Origin of the sequence: Rhizobium sp. Leaf453, from assembly GCF_001425605.1 — a bacterium.
Taxonomy (GTDB): domain Bacteria; phylum Pseudomonadota; class Alphaproteobacteria; order Rhizobiales; family Rhizobiaceae; genus Pararhizobium.
Genome location: NZ_LMRG01000028.1, coordinates 1 through 15,823 on the forward strand (window position 1 = coordinate 1; position 15,823 = coordinate 15,823).

Genomic DNA, 15,823 nt, shown 5'->3' on the forward strand with positions numbered 1-15,823 from the left:
GTCGCAACCATGCGCAAACTCCTCACCATCCTCAACGCGTCGCAACCATGCGCAAACTCCTCACCATCCTCAACGCCATCATCCGGGACGAAAAGCCATGGCAAAGCGCTTGACAGCAAAGACAGTCGCTCTCCCCGCTAGGGAGAAGGGACCATCAACCCACAAACCGCTGGATCGCCTCGACCTCGTTCTGGCGGATATCGTGTCCGCCGGTGTGCCACTCCATTTCCACGCTTGCCTTCTGTGCCGTAAAATAATCGGCAAGGGCCTGGGTCAGCGGTGCGGGGCAGATCGGGTCGCGCTGGCCGGCGGTGATCAGGATCTTTTTACCCGCAAGCGCCGGATTGGTTTTCGGTTTGAAGGGAATGAGCGGGTGAAGCAGGATCGCCTTGGAAAACAGGTCCTTTTCGATCAGCAGGTTGGACAGGATGTTCGCGCCGTTGGAAAAGCCGAGCCCGATCACCTCCGACGCCTTGTGTTCGTCGGCCAGCGTGCGCACGAAGCTGGCCATCTTGTCGGTTGCCCGGGCAAGATCGGCCATGTCATAGACGCCTTCGCCAGTGCGGCGGAAGAAGCGTGCCGCACCATGTTCGGACACATCGCCGCGCGGCGAGACGATCGTCGCGTCCGGCAGCAGGTCGCCACCGAAATCGAAGAACTGCCGCTCGTCACCACCGGTTCCGTGGAAGACGAAGAAGATCGGGTTTCCCGGAGCACCGGCCTTCAGCCGGTGCACATAGCCATAATCGGTCATTTTGAATCTCCCTTAGCCATCCAGCTTCGCCAGATGCTGTTCGAGGATCGGCCGCAAATGCTTGTGCTGCTGCGGCAGTTTGAGCGCTTCGCCCAGATGCGCGGTATCCTCGTCGCGGTCGAAGCCGGGTTCATTGGTGGCGATCTCGAACAGAACACCGCCCGGCGTGCGGAAATAGATCGCCCAGAAATAATCGCGGTCGATCACCGGCGTGACGTGATAGCCGGTGTCCATCAGCGCCTTGCGAACTTCCAGTTGCTTTTCCCGGTTTTCGACCGAGAAGGCGACATGGTGCACCGAGCCTGCGCCCTGCAGGCCACGCTGGATGTTCGGCATGGTCTCCAGATCGATGCGGCCTGCGCCATTGCTGCCGGGCACGATCAGGCGGGTAACGCCATCCCTGGCGTCAAACGTCTCGTAGCCCATGTACTTCAACAGTTCGGCCGTTGCCCCTTCGTCACGAAGGCGCATGGCGACCGAATGGAAGCCGCGAATGGCATGATCGGCGGAAACGCCATTGGCGGTCCAGACCGGACGCTCGTCGTCGCGAACTTCCACCAGCGCGAAACCATCGCCGTCAGGACCGCCGAAATTCAGCCGCTTCTCTCCGAAGGTTTCTTCCGCCTTCAGGCCAGAAATGCCGCGCTTCGACAGCCGGTCGCTCCAGAAACCGAGCGAACCTTCCGGAACGGAAAACACCGTGGTGCCGACTTCGCCCGTGCCGGGACGGCCCGGTCCCATATCGGGAAACGGGAAATAGGTCATCACCGTACCCGGCGCGCCAGTCTCGTCGCCGTAGTAGAGATGATAGACATCGGGCGAATCAAAGTTGACGGTCTTCTTGACACGGCGCAGGCCGAGCGTATCGGTGAAAAACTGATTGTTGGTGCGGGCATCTGCCGCCATCGAGGTGACGTGGTGCAGTCCCTTGATCTGAGTGAGCATGATCGTGTCCCTTTCTGCCGCCCTGAAAAGCGGGCTTCGTTTCGCCGATATAGATGTGCCTATTTCGGGCCTGGCGATAGACATGCATGAATGCACGGATTGTCTTCAGTTGATGAACAACGGAAAGGGACTGTTCGACATTCGACATTCGAAAGCGACCTCTCCGAACAGCGCGAACAAAACACCAATACAATCTAAAGATGATTTCTTGCGATTGAAAAACTAAAAGTTGACAAATCGAAAACAACGACCTATATGACCGTCTATCGATAGTTGTTTGACTGATATTTGTTTCTGCCCGCGCTTGACGCGTCTCTGACGAACTTCCCCTTCAAAAATCGAGATGACTGATCGCCGTGCGTCGTACGGCGATGGAAACATGTTGCTATTGAAAGGGTTCATCATGACCACTGGCACAGTTAAATGGTTCAATTCCACTAAGGGCTTCGGCTTCATTCAGCCTGACAACGGCGGTCCGGACGTTTTCGTCCACATCTCCGCTGTCGAGCGCGCCGGCATGCGGGAAATCGTCGAAGGCCAGAAGCTTGGCTACGAGATGGAACGCGACAACAAGTCGGGCAAGATGTCCGCCTGCCAACTCCAGGCCGCCTGATACAGGCTCTGCCTGAATGGAATGATTGTCTCTCCGGTGACCACGGATGTACTGGCACCGCTGACGAGGCGACATTCAACGAGAGGTCAGGCAATCGCCTGGCCTTTTTTCGTGGCCGACAGGCCGTAGCCGCACAATGCGTTCGACAGACCGATCTGGACGGATGCCCCTGCGACAGCCCGAAGGATAACATCATGACCGAGAATTCGTCGAAAGCCCGCAACGACGCGGAATCCGCGTTCAGCATAACCCAGACCCAGTCCATGGCCCGCAACCGGATGATGTCCGAGATCGATACCGCGGCGGCCGAGCGCGATGCCAAGACCCAGAGGCTTCGGGAACTGCGGCTGGAACGGGAAGCAAGTGCACCTGCCAAGGTTTCCAAGCCGAAGAAGACCACAAAACGCTGATCGCACCGTTTCCCCCTTGCAGCCATCGAAAAATTGCTGCAATTGGCTTGGGATCATCGGACTGTTTGATGCGGGCCGCGCATCGCGCATGCGAAAGTCGGCGACCCCGTCTGTTTTTCCGGCGATCTCGCCCTATTTTTCGGGGACGCAAACTGCAAGTTCAAATGTGCTGATTGTCGTGGTGGATGCCCTCCGCCATTCGACGCGGCCGAGACCAAATCGACAAACAAGGACGACCAAGATTGAGACATGCATCCGATAATGGCTTTGCCGATCGGCGCAAAGCCGCAGCCGAAGCCAAGCAGCAGCTTTTGAAGAAATTCATATCGGCACCGAAGGCAGACGATCCGGCACTGGCTGCAAAGCTTGCCGAGCGTCAGGCCAACGCGGCTGCACGCGAGGCGCGCCGTGCCGAACGCGAACTTCTGAAGCAGCAGGAAAACGAAAAGAAGCTGGCGGAAGCCGCAGCTCGGGCCGCTGCCGCAGAACACGAAGCAAAGGCCGAAGCCCAGGCGCGCGAACAGGCGGAACACGACCGCATTGCGCGGCTGCTCGCTGACGAAGCCGCTCGCAAGGCAGAGCGCGATCGCCGCTATGCCGCACGCAAGGCGCGTCAGCGTTGAGGTTGAGCTCCCGACCAGTATAGCGTCGTAATCATTCGACTATCGACACAGACCGTCAGACGAAGACCGGCCCGTTACAACAATGTTGTAACGGGCCGGTCTTTTTGATAGAGTATTTTTCAAGCTATTAGCCGGAGAAGACCATGCTGAGTGCTGTGAAGAAATTTGGCAATTCCTCCGGAATCATCATTCCCAAACCACTCCTTGCAGAGGTCGGCGTGGAAACGGGCGATAGCGTTGAACTGAAGGTGGAGGCAGGGCGTATCGTCATCGAGCGCGTGGCAACTGTGCCGCGCCAAGGTTGGGCTGATGACGCGAAACGACTGGCTGACACCGAGGACGACATGTTGACTTGGCCGGAATTCGGCAATTCAGAAGACGAAACCTTTAAATGGTGAAAAGAGGCGAGGTGTGGCTTGCCGGCCTGGATCCGACGGTTGGCAGCGAGATCCAGAAGACCCGGCCCTGCCTGATCATCTCACCGATGGAAATTCACGACTATCTGCGCACAGTCATTGTCGCACCGATGACCTCTGGCAGCCGTCCTGCAGGTTTCCGCGTACCCGTAACGTTCCAGGGTGTCAGCGGGCTCATTCTTCTGGAGCAAGCCCGTGCGCTTGACAAGCAACGTCTCGTCAAGCGTCTCGGTTCGGTTTCGGACAGTGTGTTGAGACAAACCCTCAAGACATTGCGAGAACTCTACGAAGAATGACATCTGCCGGCTGCGTCAGCCACCCTCGCCGCCTTCTGCCAACCTCTTCTGATCCATCGCGGTCTTTACGACGGCGGCCGCCGCTGCGGTAGATGCTTCACCACCGGCAACCTGAACCGTCGGCGAGGCGAAGACGACACCGTTCGCGGCGAAGACCTCGCGGATCATCATATAGGCTTTCCGGCGGATCATTGTCTGGTAACCCGGCTTGGTCATCATCGCGAAGATGAGGCTAATGCCATAGTCCCCGAACTGGTCGACGCCCTTCATCTTGACGGTTTCGATGATGTACGAGCCGTATTCCTCGTCCTCGAGCAGCGCCGCACCGACACCCTTCACCATCTTCCGGACCTTGTTGATGTCGGTGTTGTAGGCGACGGAAATGTTGAACTTGTCAATCACCCAGTCGCGGCTCATGTTCTGGACGGCACCGAGCGTGCCGAACGGGACAGTGAAGACCGGCCCGCGGTGATGCCGGAGCCTGACCGAGCGAATGCTGAAGGATTCCACGGTTCCCTTGTAGCTGCCGCTCTGGATATATTCACCAACGCGGAAGGCATCGTCCATCATGTAGAAGACGCCGCTGATGACGTCCTTGACGAGCGTTTGCGAACCAAAACCGATCGCCACGCCGAAAATGCCGGCGCCGGCAATCAACGGACCGATCTGCACCCCGAGACCGGAGAGAACCATCAGCACCGCGATCACCAAAATGACGACTGCGAGCGAGGTCCGCAGCAGTGGCAGCAAGGTCAACAACCGCCCATTCCGGGCCGCATGGGCGGAGTCTTCGGTGACGGTCGCCCTCGCCTTCTCAAGCGTCTTGTTGATCACTGCCTTGGCAATCTGCCAGAGGATATCGGCGACAAGCAGGATGACGGCACCGGCAAGGATGCCCTGGATCAGCTGGTCGGTCATCGCCTCGCCGCTGAACATGCTTGAGCGGGTTTTAACGAGATAACCCAGCCAGATGACCGCAAGCGTGATGATGACAGCCCGCGCGCCTCTTTCCACAAGCACTTCAATCACGGGATTACCGCTTCCGGGCACATCGGGATCGCCAGCAAAGGCATTCTTGGCGGTGGCGGTTGTTACCTTGAGCAACCCAGGCAGGATCAGCGCATAGATGCCGACCCAAAGAATAATAATCAGCCCAGCAACCCACAGAAGCCAGAGAAGGCAGAGATAGAAGGTGAGCGCCCACTCCATCGCTCCACGCCCATGAGGGCGGGCGATTGCCGCCGGGCGATTCCAGACGGTCTCGATCGCGACGAGCAGAAGGCCGAGCCCGAGCGCATACACCACAACGCCCCGCACGGCGGGCGCAATGTTCAGCGCCGACATGAACCCGGCAAACGCCCAGCCGGTAAACAGGATGCACGCGAACCAGACGATGCGACGGTACCAGAATGCGCCGCCGGCGTAATCCAGCGGAACCAGCCCCGACGCAGCAGGCATGCCGCTGGACGAAGTGGGACCGATCAGCAAGACCCGGGCGACGCGGATGACGAAACGGCAGGCAATGACGCCGAGCAGCAGCGGCAGCATCAATGCATTGAGAAGCGGCGGCCAGGTCAGGGCCATGAAGAGGCCGAGACTGGCCAGGCTGAACGCGATCAGCGGCGCAAACAGGGCAAACAGGTGCCGTCCGGCACTGTGCAGCGAATTTTCCGCCACCCCATCCGGGTGAGCGAGCACCGCGCGAAGGCGGCTTTTATTGGCGATACGCGTGAACAGCCATTCCGCCCCGAAGCCGATGAGAACGAGTGTCAGGAACAGCAGGAAAACGCTGAAAGGTCCATGGCCGTTAATCTCGGCAGCGATCGTGCCGCCGGCGCGCATGAACTCGGAGGAAACCTGCGGAACGGCCTGACCGATGTCATGGAGATGGTGCCGGATTCGGTTGCCCCAGGCACTGAACTGATCCGCCGACATCTCGTTGTCCGGCGTAGCCGTCGGTGTCGTCGCACGGCTGTTCAGGAGTGTCCTGATTTCAGGGTCGTCCAGAAGCTTGATGAGTTGATCGATCTTTTCACTGGAAGCGGTGGATGCAGGTGGCGTGGCGGTCTGCGCCAGAGCGGGCTGGGCCGCAAACACGGCCATGCCTGACAACATCACGACCATGATCCAGAATCTCGACAATAATCCCCGGATATGAAGAACCTTTTCCAAACCCCGTCCCCTCAAACTCATACGCCCGCTTATGCACAATCATGCAATTCTGAGAGTTAGATCACCCCCCGTACACTTTGTCACCTGCCCGATTGGTTTGTGCTCAACGGCAATGCTCCGCATCCATAAAAGTCATAAAAATCCTCCGCCGCATGGAACAAAATGCTGCGTTGCACAATTACCCTCCCTGAGATTTCAATCAGGGGGATTGTTGCCAATGGATGCCAGGGTGAAGCAATACAGGATCGAGGCCGGTGATTGGACCCAACTCGGCGCGATCCCTGACAGAGACGGTGTGAATTTCGCGCTGTTTTCCGCGCATGCCGAACGCGTCGAACTTTGCCTGTTCGATGACAGCGGCGCAATCGAGATGGCCCGCATCGAGCTTCCAGAGTACACCAACGAGGTCTGGCACGGATATATTCCCGGGCTGAAACCGGGTGCGCTTTACGGCTATCGCGTCCATGGTCCCTACGATCCGGAAAACGGCCATCGGTTCAACGCCAACAAGCTGCTGATCGATCCCTACGCGCGGGAACTGGTCGGCGATGTGGCCTGGTCGAAGGCGCATTTCGCCTATGATCTCGAATCTGCAGACAAGGACCTTTCCTTCAACACAAGCGACAGCGCGGCGGGCATGCCGAAATGCCGGATCATCGATCCGAAATCCTATGACTGGGGGGGTGATCGCGGCCCTGATATCCCGTGGTCGAAGACCATCTTCTACGAGACCCATGTGAAAGGTTTCACACAATTGCATCCGGCCGTACCCGAGGCACTGCGCGGCACCTTCGAGGGCATGGGCGACAAGGCGATCGTCGATTATCTGAAAAGCATCGGCATCACGTCCGTGGAACTTCTACCAATCCACGCCTTTCCCGACGACAGTCATCTGATCGACAAGGGCCTGCGCAATTTTTGGGGCTATAACAGCCTCGGCTTCTTCGCACCGGCATCACGCTATTACGGGCCGCGCGGCATGGACGGCTTCCGCGACATGGTGCGCGCGCTCCACGACGGCGATATCGAGGTCATTCTGGACGTGGTCTACAATCATACGGCGGAGGGCAATGAACTCGGTCCGACCCTGTCGCTGAAGGGCATCGACAATTTCTCCTATTACCGCACCCTGCCGGACGATCACCGCTATTACATCAACGACACCGGCACCGGAAATACGGTCAACACCTCGCATCCGCGCGTGCTGCAGATGGTCACGGATTCCCTGCGCTACTGGGTGGAGGAGATGCATGTCGATGGCTTCCGCTTCGACCTCGGCACCATTCTCGGGCGGGAGCCGGAAGGCTTTGACCAGCGTGGTGGCTTTTTCGACGCGGTGACGCAGGATCCCGTCCTGTCGAAGGTGAAACTGGTCGGCGAACCTTGGGATATCGGCCCTGGCGGTTATCAGGTCGGCGGCTTTCCGCCGGGCTGGGCGGAATGGAACGACAAATACCGTGACACACTGCGCGACTACTGGAAGGGCGATGACGGTACGGCACCGGATTTCGCCGCCCGTCTTCTCGGCTCGGGCGACATTTACGATCTGCGCGGGCGGCGGCCCTGGGCAAGCGTCAACTTCATCACCGCCCATGACGGCTTCACGCTCAACGACCTCGTTTCCTACAATGACAAGCACAACGATGCGAACGGCGAGGACAACAAGGACGGGCACAGCAACAACAGGAGCGCCAATTATGGCGTTGAAGGCCCAAGCGACGAGGACGCGATCAATGCGATCCGTGACCGGCAAAAACGCAATTTCCTCACCACCCTGCTCCTCTCGCACGGCACACCGCTGCTACTGGCGGGCGACGAATTCGGCCGCAGCCAACTCGGCAACAACAACGGCTATTGCCAGGACAGCGAAATCAGTTGGGTGCACTGGGAGAACCTGCCGGACAGTGCCGAGCAACTTCGCGACTTTGTCCGTCGATTGACGACGCTTCGTGCCGAACAGCCTCTGCTTCGGCGCGAAAGCTGGCGGGACGGCATGAGCGTGACCTGGCTGAATGCCGGCGGTGGCGAACAGACCGACGTGCAATGGCGGGACGAAGGCGGCACCACGATCGGCGTGCATCTCGCGCGTGAGGATCTGAAAAACCAGGAGGGTGTGTGGGCCGACGTGCTGCTGATCTTTAATCCGCATGATGGGCCTGTACCGTTCACTCTGCCGCGCTGCCCATCCGGCTCATGGGTGCTGGCACTGACGACAGCAGAAGAGGAGGACACCGCGACGGACATCCGCGACGACGGTGTCATCGACATGCAGCCGCGCAGTCTGACCGTCCTGCGACCGAAATAGGCGGGTTCGATTCAGAGACGGGCCGTGTTCAGCGGCGGCTCTACTCCGCCGCCCTCGGCACAGTGGCCAGTATTTCGCGCCGACCCGGAAGCAGGGAAGCGTAGAGCGCCGCATATTGTTCGGCGCTCCGCTCCCAGGAGAAATTGGCCTTCATGCCCTGGTTCTGCAACCGCGCCCATTTCTTCGGATCCTGATAGGCGGCAAAGGCGCGATGGATGGAAAGCCGGAGGTTTTCGGCCGTGGCAGGATGAAACTGGAAGCCGGTCGCCACCCGCGCCGAGATCGCCGCATCGTTGGCATCGATGATTGTTTCCGACAGTCCGCCGGTGCGGGAGACGACCGGCACCGCGCCGTATCGAAGCGCGTAGAGTTGGGTGAGGCCACAGGGCTCGAAACGAGATGGCTGGATGACGACGTCGCTGCCGCCATGGATGAGGTGGGCCGTCGCCTCGTCGTAACCGATCCAGACGCCGATGCGATCAGGATGCCTCCCGGCCGCCGCCAGAAGAGCGTTCTCAACCTGCGCTTCGCCCTTGCCGAGCACGATCAGCCGGCCGCCGAGATAGGAGATTTCCTCCGCCACCTCCGCCAGCATGTCGCCGCCTTTCTGCCAGGTCAGGCGGGTTACAGCAGCGAAGATCGGTCCCGGCCCATCATCCAGCCGGAAGGTTTCGAGGAGTTTCGCCCGGTTGACCCCGCGGGACCGCATCCGCTTGTGATCATATTTGGCCGGAAGATATTCGTCGGTCGCCGGGTTCCAGATTTCCATGTCGATGCCGTTGACGATGCCGGTCAGCGTGCGCGGGCGCGAACTCAGCGCACCGGCCATACCCATGCCAAGCTCCGGCGAGATGACCTCCCGGGCATAGGTGGGGCTGACGGTGGTGATGGCGCTGGCTGTGCGGATTCCGCCTTTCAAGTAACTGATGTCGCCATAATATTCGAGGCAATCGAGCGTCACTGTTTCCGGCGGCAAACCGATCTGGCTGACGACGGAGGTCGGGAACTGTCCCTGGAACGCCAGATTGTGGATCGTCAACACTGAAGGCGTGGTGTTGGCATTGCTGGAATAGCGCATGTAGACGGATGTCAGCGCCGTTTGCCAATCATGGGTGTGAACGACATCAGGCCACCAGCCGGGAATGAGCCCGCCGGCCACCGCCGAGGCCACATAGGAAAGGACCGCGAAACGCTTCCAGTTGTCGGGATGGTCGCGGCCGGTTTCATCGAGATAGGGACCGCCCGGACGATTGTAGAGCGCGGGGGCATCAAGGACCAGCAGATCCAGTTCCTCGTAACGCGCCTCAAGCAGCGAGGCAGGCGCGCCGAACAGGTCGGGGAAGAAATGGAGTGACTTCACGCCGGTGAGGCCGGCAAACAGTTGCGGATAGCCGGGAACAAGTGTTCGCGTATAGCAGCCGTAGCCGACAAGAGCCTTCGGAAGGGAGCCTGTGACATCGGCAAGGCCTCCGGTCTTGATCAGGGGGAAGATTTCAGAGGTCACCGAAAGTATTTTCACGCAGGTCACATTCCTTGTACCGACGGTTACGATCGGGACGTGTTTGCGCAAAGCACTTCGCCCCTCCCCATGATGTTGCAAAGCGAAGACGATGTCCGCAGAAAAGAGTGCGAAGCCGCAATTTTTTTGCAGCGCAAAATTACCCAGTCCGGAACCGGCAGCAAAACCGTCTTTTCCGGCAAGCACTGCTGATTGCCGGGTCATGGCCGGTCAGATGAGGTCAGCGTGAACGTCCTTAGCCGGCGTTCCGCTCAGCCAGATGCATCAGGCGATCTTGCTGCGCTTCTTCGCAACCGATTCCGGAACCGCGTCATTTTTCACGACGGACAGCTTCGAGGTCTTGGCAACCTTCGCGACCGGTGCGGCGGAAGCAGCCTCCGCTTCTTCTGTCAATTGACGCAAGGCTTCCAGCCAATGCGCGTCGTGACTGCCGTCCGGCCGGCCATCCGCTTCCCAAAGCGCATAAGCTCGGGCTCTGATATCGTCTTCGCTGATATCCGTCATATGCTTCTCCCTTTGCAAAAGTGCCAAACATAACTGCGGGGGGAGCGCATGGTTCCATCCGGAAAGATCAACACGAAGAGTTGATCACCATGTAATCTCAGGATGTCATTCCGGAAATTGCACCCCGGAATATCGCACTCCCCTAAGCGCTGCGAAAAGGACACGACAAAAACGATTCGCCTGGAGATTCTACGCTGAATCGGATTGCAAGCGAGCGATATTCGCAGCTGCACACCGTCACACTCTGACGCAGTTCATGGAACCAAAGACACGGTCGCTCCGTTATGCGCTTGCCGCTCGACCCGTCGGCGTTTCAGGAGTCTGCCATGAAGAAAATCGTTCTCGCCCTGGTGCTGATCGCATCTCCCGCTGCGGCCCAGACGATGACGGTCGAAGATCTCTGCGTGAAAGTGGCGAAACATCTTCTGATGACCGACAATCTGCACACCGGCGTCGTGCAGTCCTTTCCGGAACTGAAGCCACCCGGCGCCCGCATGACCTATTCGACGCGCGATGGCGTGGAGAAGAAAGATATGGTCGATACGATCGAGTGCCAGTTCGAGAATGCGAAGGCACCGTTCAGGGTGAAGCGTTTCTGCGTCGCCAGCACGTGCTATTCCGCGGACGAAAAGAACGAGGAAAACAAGCGGAGGTTTGACGAGGTGCGCGTTCTGCTGGAACGCGAAGGCCTGTAGCCTATTTCGATTTCGTCGCCATCCAGATCACGTGGCGCGCACCTCTTCCCTTGGTGCTCGCCCGAACGCTTAACTCTTCAACAGTAAACCCCGCATCGCGCAGACGCCGGGTAAAACCCGCGTCGGGGGCCGAAGACCAGACGGAGAGGACGCCGTTCGGACGCAGCGCCTTGCGCGCGGCACGCAGGCCGGCGACGGAATAGAGATCGTCGTTTGCCTTGCGGGTCAGACCTTCAGGCCCATTGTCGACATCGAGCAGGATCGCATCATAGGCCGCGGCGACGGAATGGATCAGACGGCCGACATCGCCCTCCCGAATCGTCACCCTCGCATCATCAAGGCAGCCGGCGAAAACCTCGGCCATCGGCCCGCGCGCCCAGGCGACGACGGCTGGCACGAGTTCACCGACCGTCACCGTCGCATCCGTCGGCAGTACGGCGAGCGCCGCCCGCAGCGTGAACCCCATGCCGAGACCGCCGATCAGCATATGCGGACGCGCATGTTTGCTGATCCGCTCGTAGGAGAGTTTGGCCAACGCCTCCTCGGACCCGCTCAGCCGGTTGTTCATCAATTCGATCGTGCCGAGCATGATGGAAAATTCGGTCCCGCGCTGCTTCAGCCGCAGTTCACCACCGCCATCCGGCATTATCGCTGTGTCAATGTGGGTCCAGGGGATCACGCGCGCTTCCAATCGTCAGAAGCGCAGCCGATAGCACAAATGCGGGGCGAAAACAGCCTAAAGCGTTGCCAGAGCCCGGTTGGAAATCGAACCGGAATAGACCTTGCGGATGGCGACCTTCTCCTCCAGTGACCGGATGATCTCAGCCGAAAAATCGACCTTGTACATACGCGCGATCTCCGGCAACCCTCCCGGCGTGAAGACGTTGATCTCCAGGATCTTGTCGCCGACGATATCGAGACCGACGAGGAACATGCCGTCTTCGACCAGCTTCGGCCGGACCATTTCGGCGACGGCGAGAATATCTTCGGTGATCTTGACCTCGGCGGCCGTGCCCGCCGCATGCATGTTCGAGCGGACCTCGCCCTTGGCCGGTACACGCCGGAAAGCGGCATAGACGCCATCACGCATCAGCGGCTTGCCATTCATCATGAAGAAGCGGATGTCGCCAGCCTTGGCCTCAGGCAGATAGCCTTGCGCGATCAGGTATCCTTCGCCGCTGACCGCCTCGAAAATCTGGTTGAGATTGGCGTCATCAGGCGTCGCGATCTTGAAGACATTCTTGCCGCCCGACCCCTGCAAAGGCTTCAGGATCACACCCTTGCGATGATCCGCGATAAAGGCCCGGATTTCCTCGATGCTCTTGGATATGAGGGTCTCGGGACGTACGGGCTCTGGAAAACCCTGGAAGTAAAGCTTGTTCTGGGCGAGCGCCAAGCCGGCGGGATCGTTGACTACGATCGTACCGCGTTCGCTCGCAAGCCGTCCGAACATGGCACCGATATGCGCTGCCCATGGCCGGTCGTCGGAATCGAGCGACGGATCGTTGCGCAGGAAGATGACATCGACCTCCTCCACGTTGATCGTCTGGATCTTGGCATCCTTGCCCTGAAAGGCCTTGTGAAAGGCTTCCGCATCCTTGTGTTTCGTTCCGGCGACGACGGTCGCCCGGATCATCAGGCTGTCGTCCGGCCGCAGCACGAAATCGCCCGGCGCGACATAACAGACGTCATGGCCACGGGCGCTTGCCGCCATCGCCAGCGCCGTCGTGGTGAAGTGGGTTTCCTCGCTCTCGATGGAATTGACGAAGAAGGCGACGCGCATGGGAGCTCCTAGCTGGTGATCAGGTCGAGGGGGTTCAATCCGGCTCGCGCCTTGTCGAGGCGAGCCTGTGCTTGCGGATGGGAGAGGAAGGCGGGACGGATGACTGGTGCCTTCAACAGGCCGCGCAGGCCGAGTTCCTGCATGACCTTGAAATGCGCCGCCGAAATCTTGCCCATCCAGAACGGATCGAGCGCGCCGCCGGCTTTCAGATGCTCCAGCAGTTCCAGGAGCCCGCGCAGATAGATGGCATCCTTGGCGAGGCCACCGCCTCTGTAAAGCCGGAGCGACAGGTTGAAAGCGGCGGCCGGTGCAAATCCGTATTCATCGACAAGCAGGCTGTACGTTTCCGCAAACGGCCTGCCGTCGAGCATTATGGCACAGGCGATCACACGAGCCGCGATCAGCCGAAGCCGACCGACGGTCATGCCGCCTGCCATATATTCGGAAAAGACGGCAAGCCCTTCCTGCATGCCCTCGTAGCCGGCCAAGCCTGACCGGAACAGCCGCAGTCCCTGCGCCGAGCCATTGAAATAGGTGAGCAGATGAACACCAATCTCGTGGCTCAGAAGCGCATGGACGCGGTTGCGGTCCATGCGGGTATGCCGCGAGATCAACAGACGCTCGCCCGAAACCAGCAGACCGGAGGGCAAGTCGTCGCGTAGTTCGATCTCGGCGACAAAGCGGGAATATTGGTGGCGGTATTGTTCGATCATCGCCCGGGCAGCCGCTTCCACCTCGAAGCAATCCGCAATCCCGGCTTCGTCCTCTTCTCCCTCGTCGCCACGAACGAATTTCTCGGTTCTCAGCAGGATATCCGTCGCGATGCGGTGCAGCGACGGCTCGACGGGGCCATAAAGAGCGCGCCCGAACTCGATGAAACGGCCAGTTTCGCGTGACGAGATCAAAGAAAGCTGCAGATCAAGTTCCTGCTGCTTCTCGCGGTAGAGATGGTAGAGAACCGGGTCCTCGAAACGATCGAAGGCTACGGAGAAGAGCTTGCGCTTTTCTGCCTCCACCTGCACCGACAATGGCCGATAAAGAAATTGCGGCGTCCGCTTGAACTTGTTCGCCTTGAATTCCTGCCAGGCGGCGTCGGCATTGATGGGCGTCACGGCAAGCAGGAAATCGAATGTGGAGGCGACGTCGTCGATACTGCGATCCGCCCGGCTGACGGCATCGACAAAGGCCTTTCGACCCAAGGCGCGATGGGAGGTCAGCTTCACGGTCTGCGTCGCACTGACAAAGGACGCGAAAGCCTTCAGACCTGCATCGAAGATATTGGCGACCAGCCGTTCGCGCAGGTCGGGATAGATGTATCCCGATTCCGGCTGCCGGTAGATCGGCGCGAAACGAACCGCGACCAGAGGAAAGCCAGTCCCACGCGCCAGCGCCAGAGCCTGCGGATCGGTTGAAAGCTCGAAGCGCTTTACATAGGGGGTGCGGAATTTCACCTGACGGATATCGGCACCCTCCGCCAGCACCGTCGCCGCCTGCTCGGCGGCGGCATCATCAGTCGATAAAAGCCGTATCTCGAAAGGCGGCAGATACGGCGCGTCAGCGGTGATCAATGTGTCATGCTCGAGTTCATCGACATCGAGCAGCATGAACGCGCCGAAGCGGGCATGCAGGACCTCGCCGACGGCAAGGATGATCGGCAGCGCCTCCTCCACGTCATTGACGATGAGGTAGGACGCGTGGGCGGCGCTGACATCGCGCGCCGCCAAATCCTCACGGCCCTTCGTCACGTGAACACATAGGAACGGCAGCGGCCGGTCGATATGCAGGCGGCCGCCACGATCGAAATCCTTGCGCACCGACTTGTCCGTCCGTATGCAATCGAGGATATCCTCGAGCCAGTCGGGATGAGATGCCTCCTGCCTTGCCCTGCGCCGCGCGGTGCTCATGACAGCGCCTTCAGCGTTTCGACGAGAACCGGTAAAGACAGCCGGATCATCTCACGCATGGCCTTGAGTGCCTCGATATCGGGCTCACCTGTCCATTCGTCCATGAAGAACTTCTTGAACTCGATGGCGATGGCGCAGCCCGTCTCGGGAAACCGCTCGTGCACGAAGCGCGTCTGCTGCCCCTTGCCCTGGAAAGCGATGTTTTCCCGCACATCCATCGGCTGGCCGCGAAACTCGAAGCGGCGCAACTGCTCTATGAACGGATCAAGGACGTCAGCCCAGCGGTCGCGATCCATGGAGGACGTGCCTATGTTGATCTGCGGCGCCTTTTCAAAGGCCATTTCCGGGCCGTCGGCACCGTCCCGGCGATGGTTGTAGCTGTGCATGTCGAGGACGATGAACGCGCCATATTGCTGTTCAAGGCCACGCAAGTAAGCGTCCAACATGGCGTAATAGGCGTCATGAACATGAAGGGAGGCGGCCGTGGCCGCTTCCTGCAGCGGCTCCCTCCAGACCTTCAGCCCCCAAGCCTGTTCCGGCTTGAAGTAGATGGCTCCGTCACGCGCCCGGTTGAGATCGATCTCGAAGCGGGACCGGTGAAACACGATGCGGTTGGGAATGTCCCGGATGAAATATTCGGTAAACGGATCCTCTTCCCGCAGCCGCTCGTCACTATTGAGCGCCATGGATTCGAGGAGATCGCCGCGCACGTGATGGCCGTTGTGGATGGCGGTTCCGACGATCGGTGAGGCACCACGGGATGTGGTCCACCATTCCAAGGGATCCGGATCGAGGATGAAAGTGCCTGAAGGGGACATGCTGTCCTTCTCGTTGACATGCCGCAGACCGAAAGCGCGGTCGCGCAATGCAATTTTTCTCAACGA

At 59.5% G+C, this 15,823-nt stretch carries 16 protein-coding genes and 1 pseudogene; 8 read left to right on the forward strand and 9 right to left on the reverse strand.

The features are described from left to right. Positions 1–113 (forward strand): annotated as a pseudogene (locus tag ASG68_RS32905) (IS110 family transposase); the annotation flags it as partial. Positions 114–154: 41 nt separating this feature from the next. On the opposite strand, the gene ASG68_RS24955 reads toward ASG68_RS32905, so the two are convergent. Then, a complete protein-coding gene (locus tag ASG68_RS24955; RefSeq protein WP_062584064.1) occupies positions 155–754 on the reverse strand; it encodes an alpha/beta hydrolase in 600 nt (199 codons plus the stop codon). A gap of 12 nt (positions 755–766) precedes the next feature. Next, positions 767–1,699, reverse strand: coding sequence for a VOC family protein (locus tag ASG68_RS24960; RefSeq protein WP_062584065.1), 933 nt, complete (start codon positions 1,697–1,699; stop codon positions 767–769). A gap of 403 nt (positions 1,700–2,102) precedes the next feature. Between ASG68_RS24960 and ASG68_RS24970 the strand changes: the two genes are divergently transcribed. The 5 genes from ASG68_RS24970 (at position 2,103) to ASG68_RS24990 (ending at position 4,057) form a co-directional block, all read left to right on the forward strand. Further along, positions 2,103–2,312 (forward strand): cold-shock protein, encoded by a 210-nt coding sequence (locus ASG68_RS24970; protein WP_060637157.1) that lies wholly within the window; start codon positions 2,103–2,105, stop codon positions 2,310–2,312. 194 nt (positions 2,313–2,506) lie between these two features. After that, on the forward strand, positions 2,507–2,722 hold the full coding sequence (locus tag ASG68_RS24975) for a hypothetical protein (protein ID WP_062584067.1): 216 nt from the start codon (positions 2,507–2,509) through the stop codon (positions 2,720–2,722). 242 nt (positions 2,723–2,964) lie between these two features. Continuing rightward, on the forward strand, positions 2,965–3,345 hold the full coding sequence (locus ASG68_RS24980; RefSeq protein ID WP_062584068.1) for a DUF6481 family protein: 381 nt from the start codon (positions 2,965–2,967) through the stop codon (positions 3,343–3,345). 143 nt (positions 3,346–3,488) lie between these two features. After that, a complete protein-coding gene (locus ASG68_RS24985; RefSeq protein ID WP_062584069.1) occupies positions 3,489–3,743 on the forward strand; it encodes an AbrB/MazE/SpoVT family DNA-binding domain-containing protein in 255 nt (84 codons plus the stop codon). Then, complete coding sequence (locus tag ASG68_RS24990; protein ID WP_062584070.1) at positions 3,737–4,057, forward strand: type II toxin-antitoxin system PemK/MazF family toxin; 321 nt, start codon at positions 3,737–3,739, stop codon at positions 4,055–4,057. Before ASG68_RS24985 ends, ASG68_RS24990 begins: the two co-directional genes overlap by 7 nt. 15 nt (positions 4,058–4,072) lie before the next feature. On the opposite strand, the gene ASG68_RS24995 is transcribed toward ASG68_RS24990, so the two are convergent. Next, a complete protein-coding gene (locus ASG68_RS24995; RefSeq protein WP_062584495.1) occupies positions 4,073–6,181 on the reverse strand; it encodes a mechanosensitive ion channel family protein in 2,109 nt (702 codons plus the stop codon). A 265-nt stretch (positions 6,182–6,446) separates the two neighbouring features. Between ASG68_RS24995 and glgX the strand changes: the two genes are divergently transcribed. Beyond that, positions 6,447–8,534, forward strand: a complete 2,088-nt coding sequence (gene glgX / locus ASG68_RS25000; RefSeq protein ID WP_062584071.1) for a glycogen debranching protein GlgX — start codon at positions 6,447–6,449, stop codon at positions 8,532–8,534. A 40-nt stretch (positions 8,535–8,574) separates the two neighbouring features. Here the strand turns inward: glgX and glgA are convergent, their stop codons facing one another. Together glgA and ASG68_RS25010 are read right to left on the reverse strand one after the other, a co-directional pair. Next, positions 8,575–10,053 carry a glycogen synthase GlgA gene (glgA, locus tag ASG68_RS25005; protein ID WP_062610258.1) on the reverse strand — a complete coding sequence of 493 codons (1,479 nt, stop codon included), beginning with the start codon at positions 10,051–10,053 and terminating at the stop codon, positions 8,575–8,577. Between the two features lie 264 nt (positions 10,054–10,317). Next, positions 10,318–10,557, reverse strand: coding sequence for a DUF2934 domain-containing protein (locus ASG68_RS25010; RefSeq protein ID WP_062584072.1), 240 nt, complete (start codon positions 10,555–10,557; stop codon positions 10,318–10,320). 326 nt (positions 10,558–10,883) lie between these two features. Between ASG68_RS25010 and ASG68_RS25015 the strand changes: the two genes are divergently transcribed. Beyond that, positions 10,884–11,252, forward strand: a complete 369-nt coding sequence (locus ASG68_RS25015; protein WP_062584499.1) for a hypothetical protein — start codon at positions 10,884–10,886, stop codon at positions 11,250–11,252. Position 11,253: 1 nt separating this feature from the next. Here the strand turns inward: ASG68_RS25015 and ASG68_RS25020 are convergent, their stop codons facing one another. From ASG68_RS25020 to ASG68_RS25035, 4 genes are all read right to left on the reverse strand, one after another. After that, positions 11,254–11,898 (reverse strand): spermidine synthase, encoded by a 645-nt coding sequence (locus ASG68_RS25020; RefSeq protein ID WP_413814046.1) that lies wholly within the window; start codon positions 11,896–11,898, stop codon positions 11,254–11,256. A gap of 90 nt (positions 11,899–11,988) precedes the next feature. Continuing rightward, entirely contained in the window at positions 11,989–13,035 is a 1,047-nt protein-coding gene (locus ASG68_RS25025; protein ID WP_062584074.1) for a glutathione synthase, read from the reverse strand. 8 nt (positions 13,036–13,043) lie between these two features. After that, positions 13,044–14,939, reverse strand: coding sequence for a flavohemoglobin expression-modulating QEGLA motif protein (locus ASG68_RS25030; protein ID WP_062584075.1), 1,896 nt, complete (start codon positions 14,937–14,939; stop codon positions 13,044–13,046). After that, positions 14,936–15,757: an N-formylglutamate amidohydrolase gene (locus ASG68_RS25035; protein ID WP_062584501.1), complete on the reverse strand. Its 822-nt coding sequence runs from the start codon at positions 15,755–15,757 to the stop codon at positions 14,936–14,938. Before ASG68_RS25035 ends, ASG68_RS25030 begins: the two co-directional genes overlap by 4 nt. Positions 15,758–15,823 lie beyond the last annotated feature (66 nt).

Coding starts and splice junctions, on each gene's coding strand:
- ASG68_RS24955 (WP_062584064.1), bottom strand. CDS start 754: ATGACCGATTATGGCTATGTGCACCGGCTGAAGGCCGGTGCTCCGGGA.
- ASG68_RS24960 (WP_062584065.1), bottom strand. CDS start 1,699: ATGCTCACTCAGATCAAGGGACTGCACCACGTCACCTCGATGGCGGCA.
- ASG68_RS24970 (WP_060637157.1), top strand. CDS start 2,103: ATGACCACTGGCACAGTTAAATGGTTCAATTCCACTAAGGGCTTCGGC.
- ASG68_RS24975 (WP_062584067.1), top strand. CDS start 2,507: ATGACCGAGAATTCGTCGAAAGCCCGCAACGACGCGGAATCCGCGTTC.
- ASG68_RS24985 (WP_062584069.1), top strand. CDS start 3,489: ATGCTGAGTGCTGTGAAGAAATTTGGCAATTCCTCCGGAATCATCATT.
- ASG68_RS24990 (WP_062584070.1), top strand. CDS start 3,737: ATGGTGAAAAGAGGCGAGGTGTGGCTTGCCGGCCTGGATCCGACGGTT.
- ASG68_RS24995 (WP_062584495.1), bottom strand. CDS start 6,181: ATGGTCGTGATGTTGTCAGGCATGGCCGTGTTTGCGGCCCAGCCCGCT.
- glgX (WP_062584071.1), top strand. CDS start 6,447: ATGGATGCCAGGGTGAAGCAATACAGGATCGAGGCCGGTGATTGGACC.
- ASG68_RS25010 (WP_062584072.1), bottom strand. CDS start 10,557: ATGACGGATATCAGCGAAGACGATATCAGAGCCCGAGCTTATGCGCTT.
- ASG68_RS25015 (WP_062584499.1), top strand. CDS start 10,884: ATGAAGAAAATCGTTCTCGCCCTGGTGCTGATCGCATCTCCCGCTGCG.
- ASG68_RS25020 (WP_413814046.1), bottom strand. CDS start 11,898: ATGCCGGATGGCGGTGGTGAACTGCGGCTGAAGCAGCGCGGGACCGAA.
- ASG68_RS25025 (WP_062584074.1), bottom strand. CDS start 13,035: ATGCGCGTCGCCTTCTTCGTCAATTCCATCGAGAGCGAGGAAACCCAC.
- ASG68_RS25030 (WP_062584075.1), bottom strand. CDS start 14,939: ATGAGCACCGCGCGGCGCAGGGCAAGGCAGGAGGCATCTCATCCCGAC.
- ASG68_RS25035 (WP_062584501.1), bottom strand. CDS start 15,757: ATGTCCCCTTCAGGCACTTTCATCCTCGATCCGGATCCCTTGGAATGG.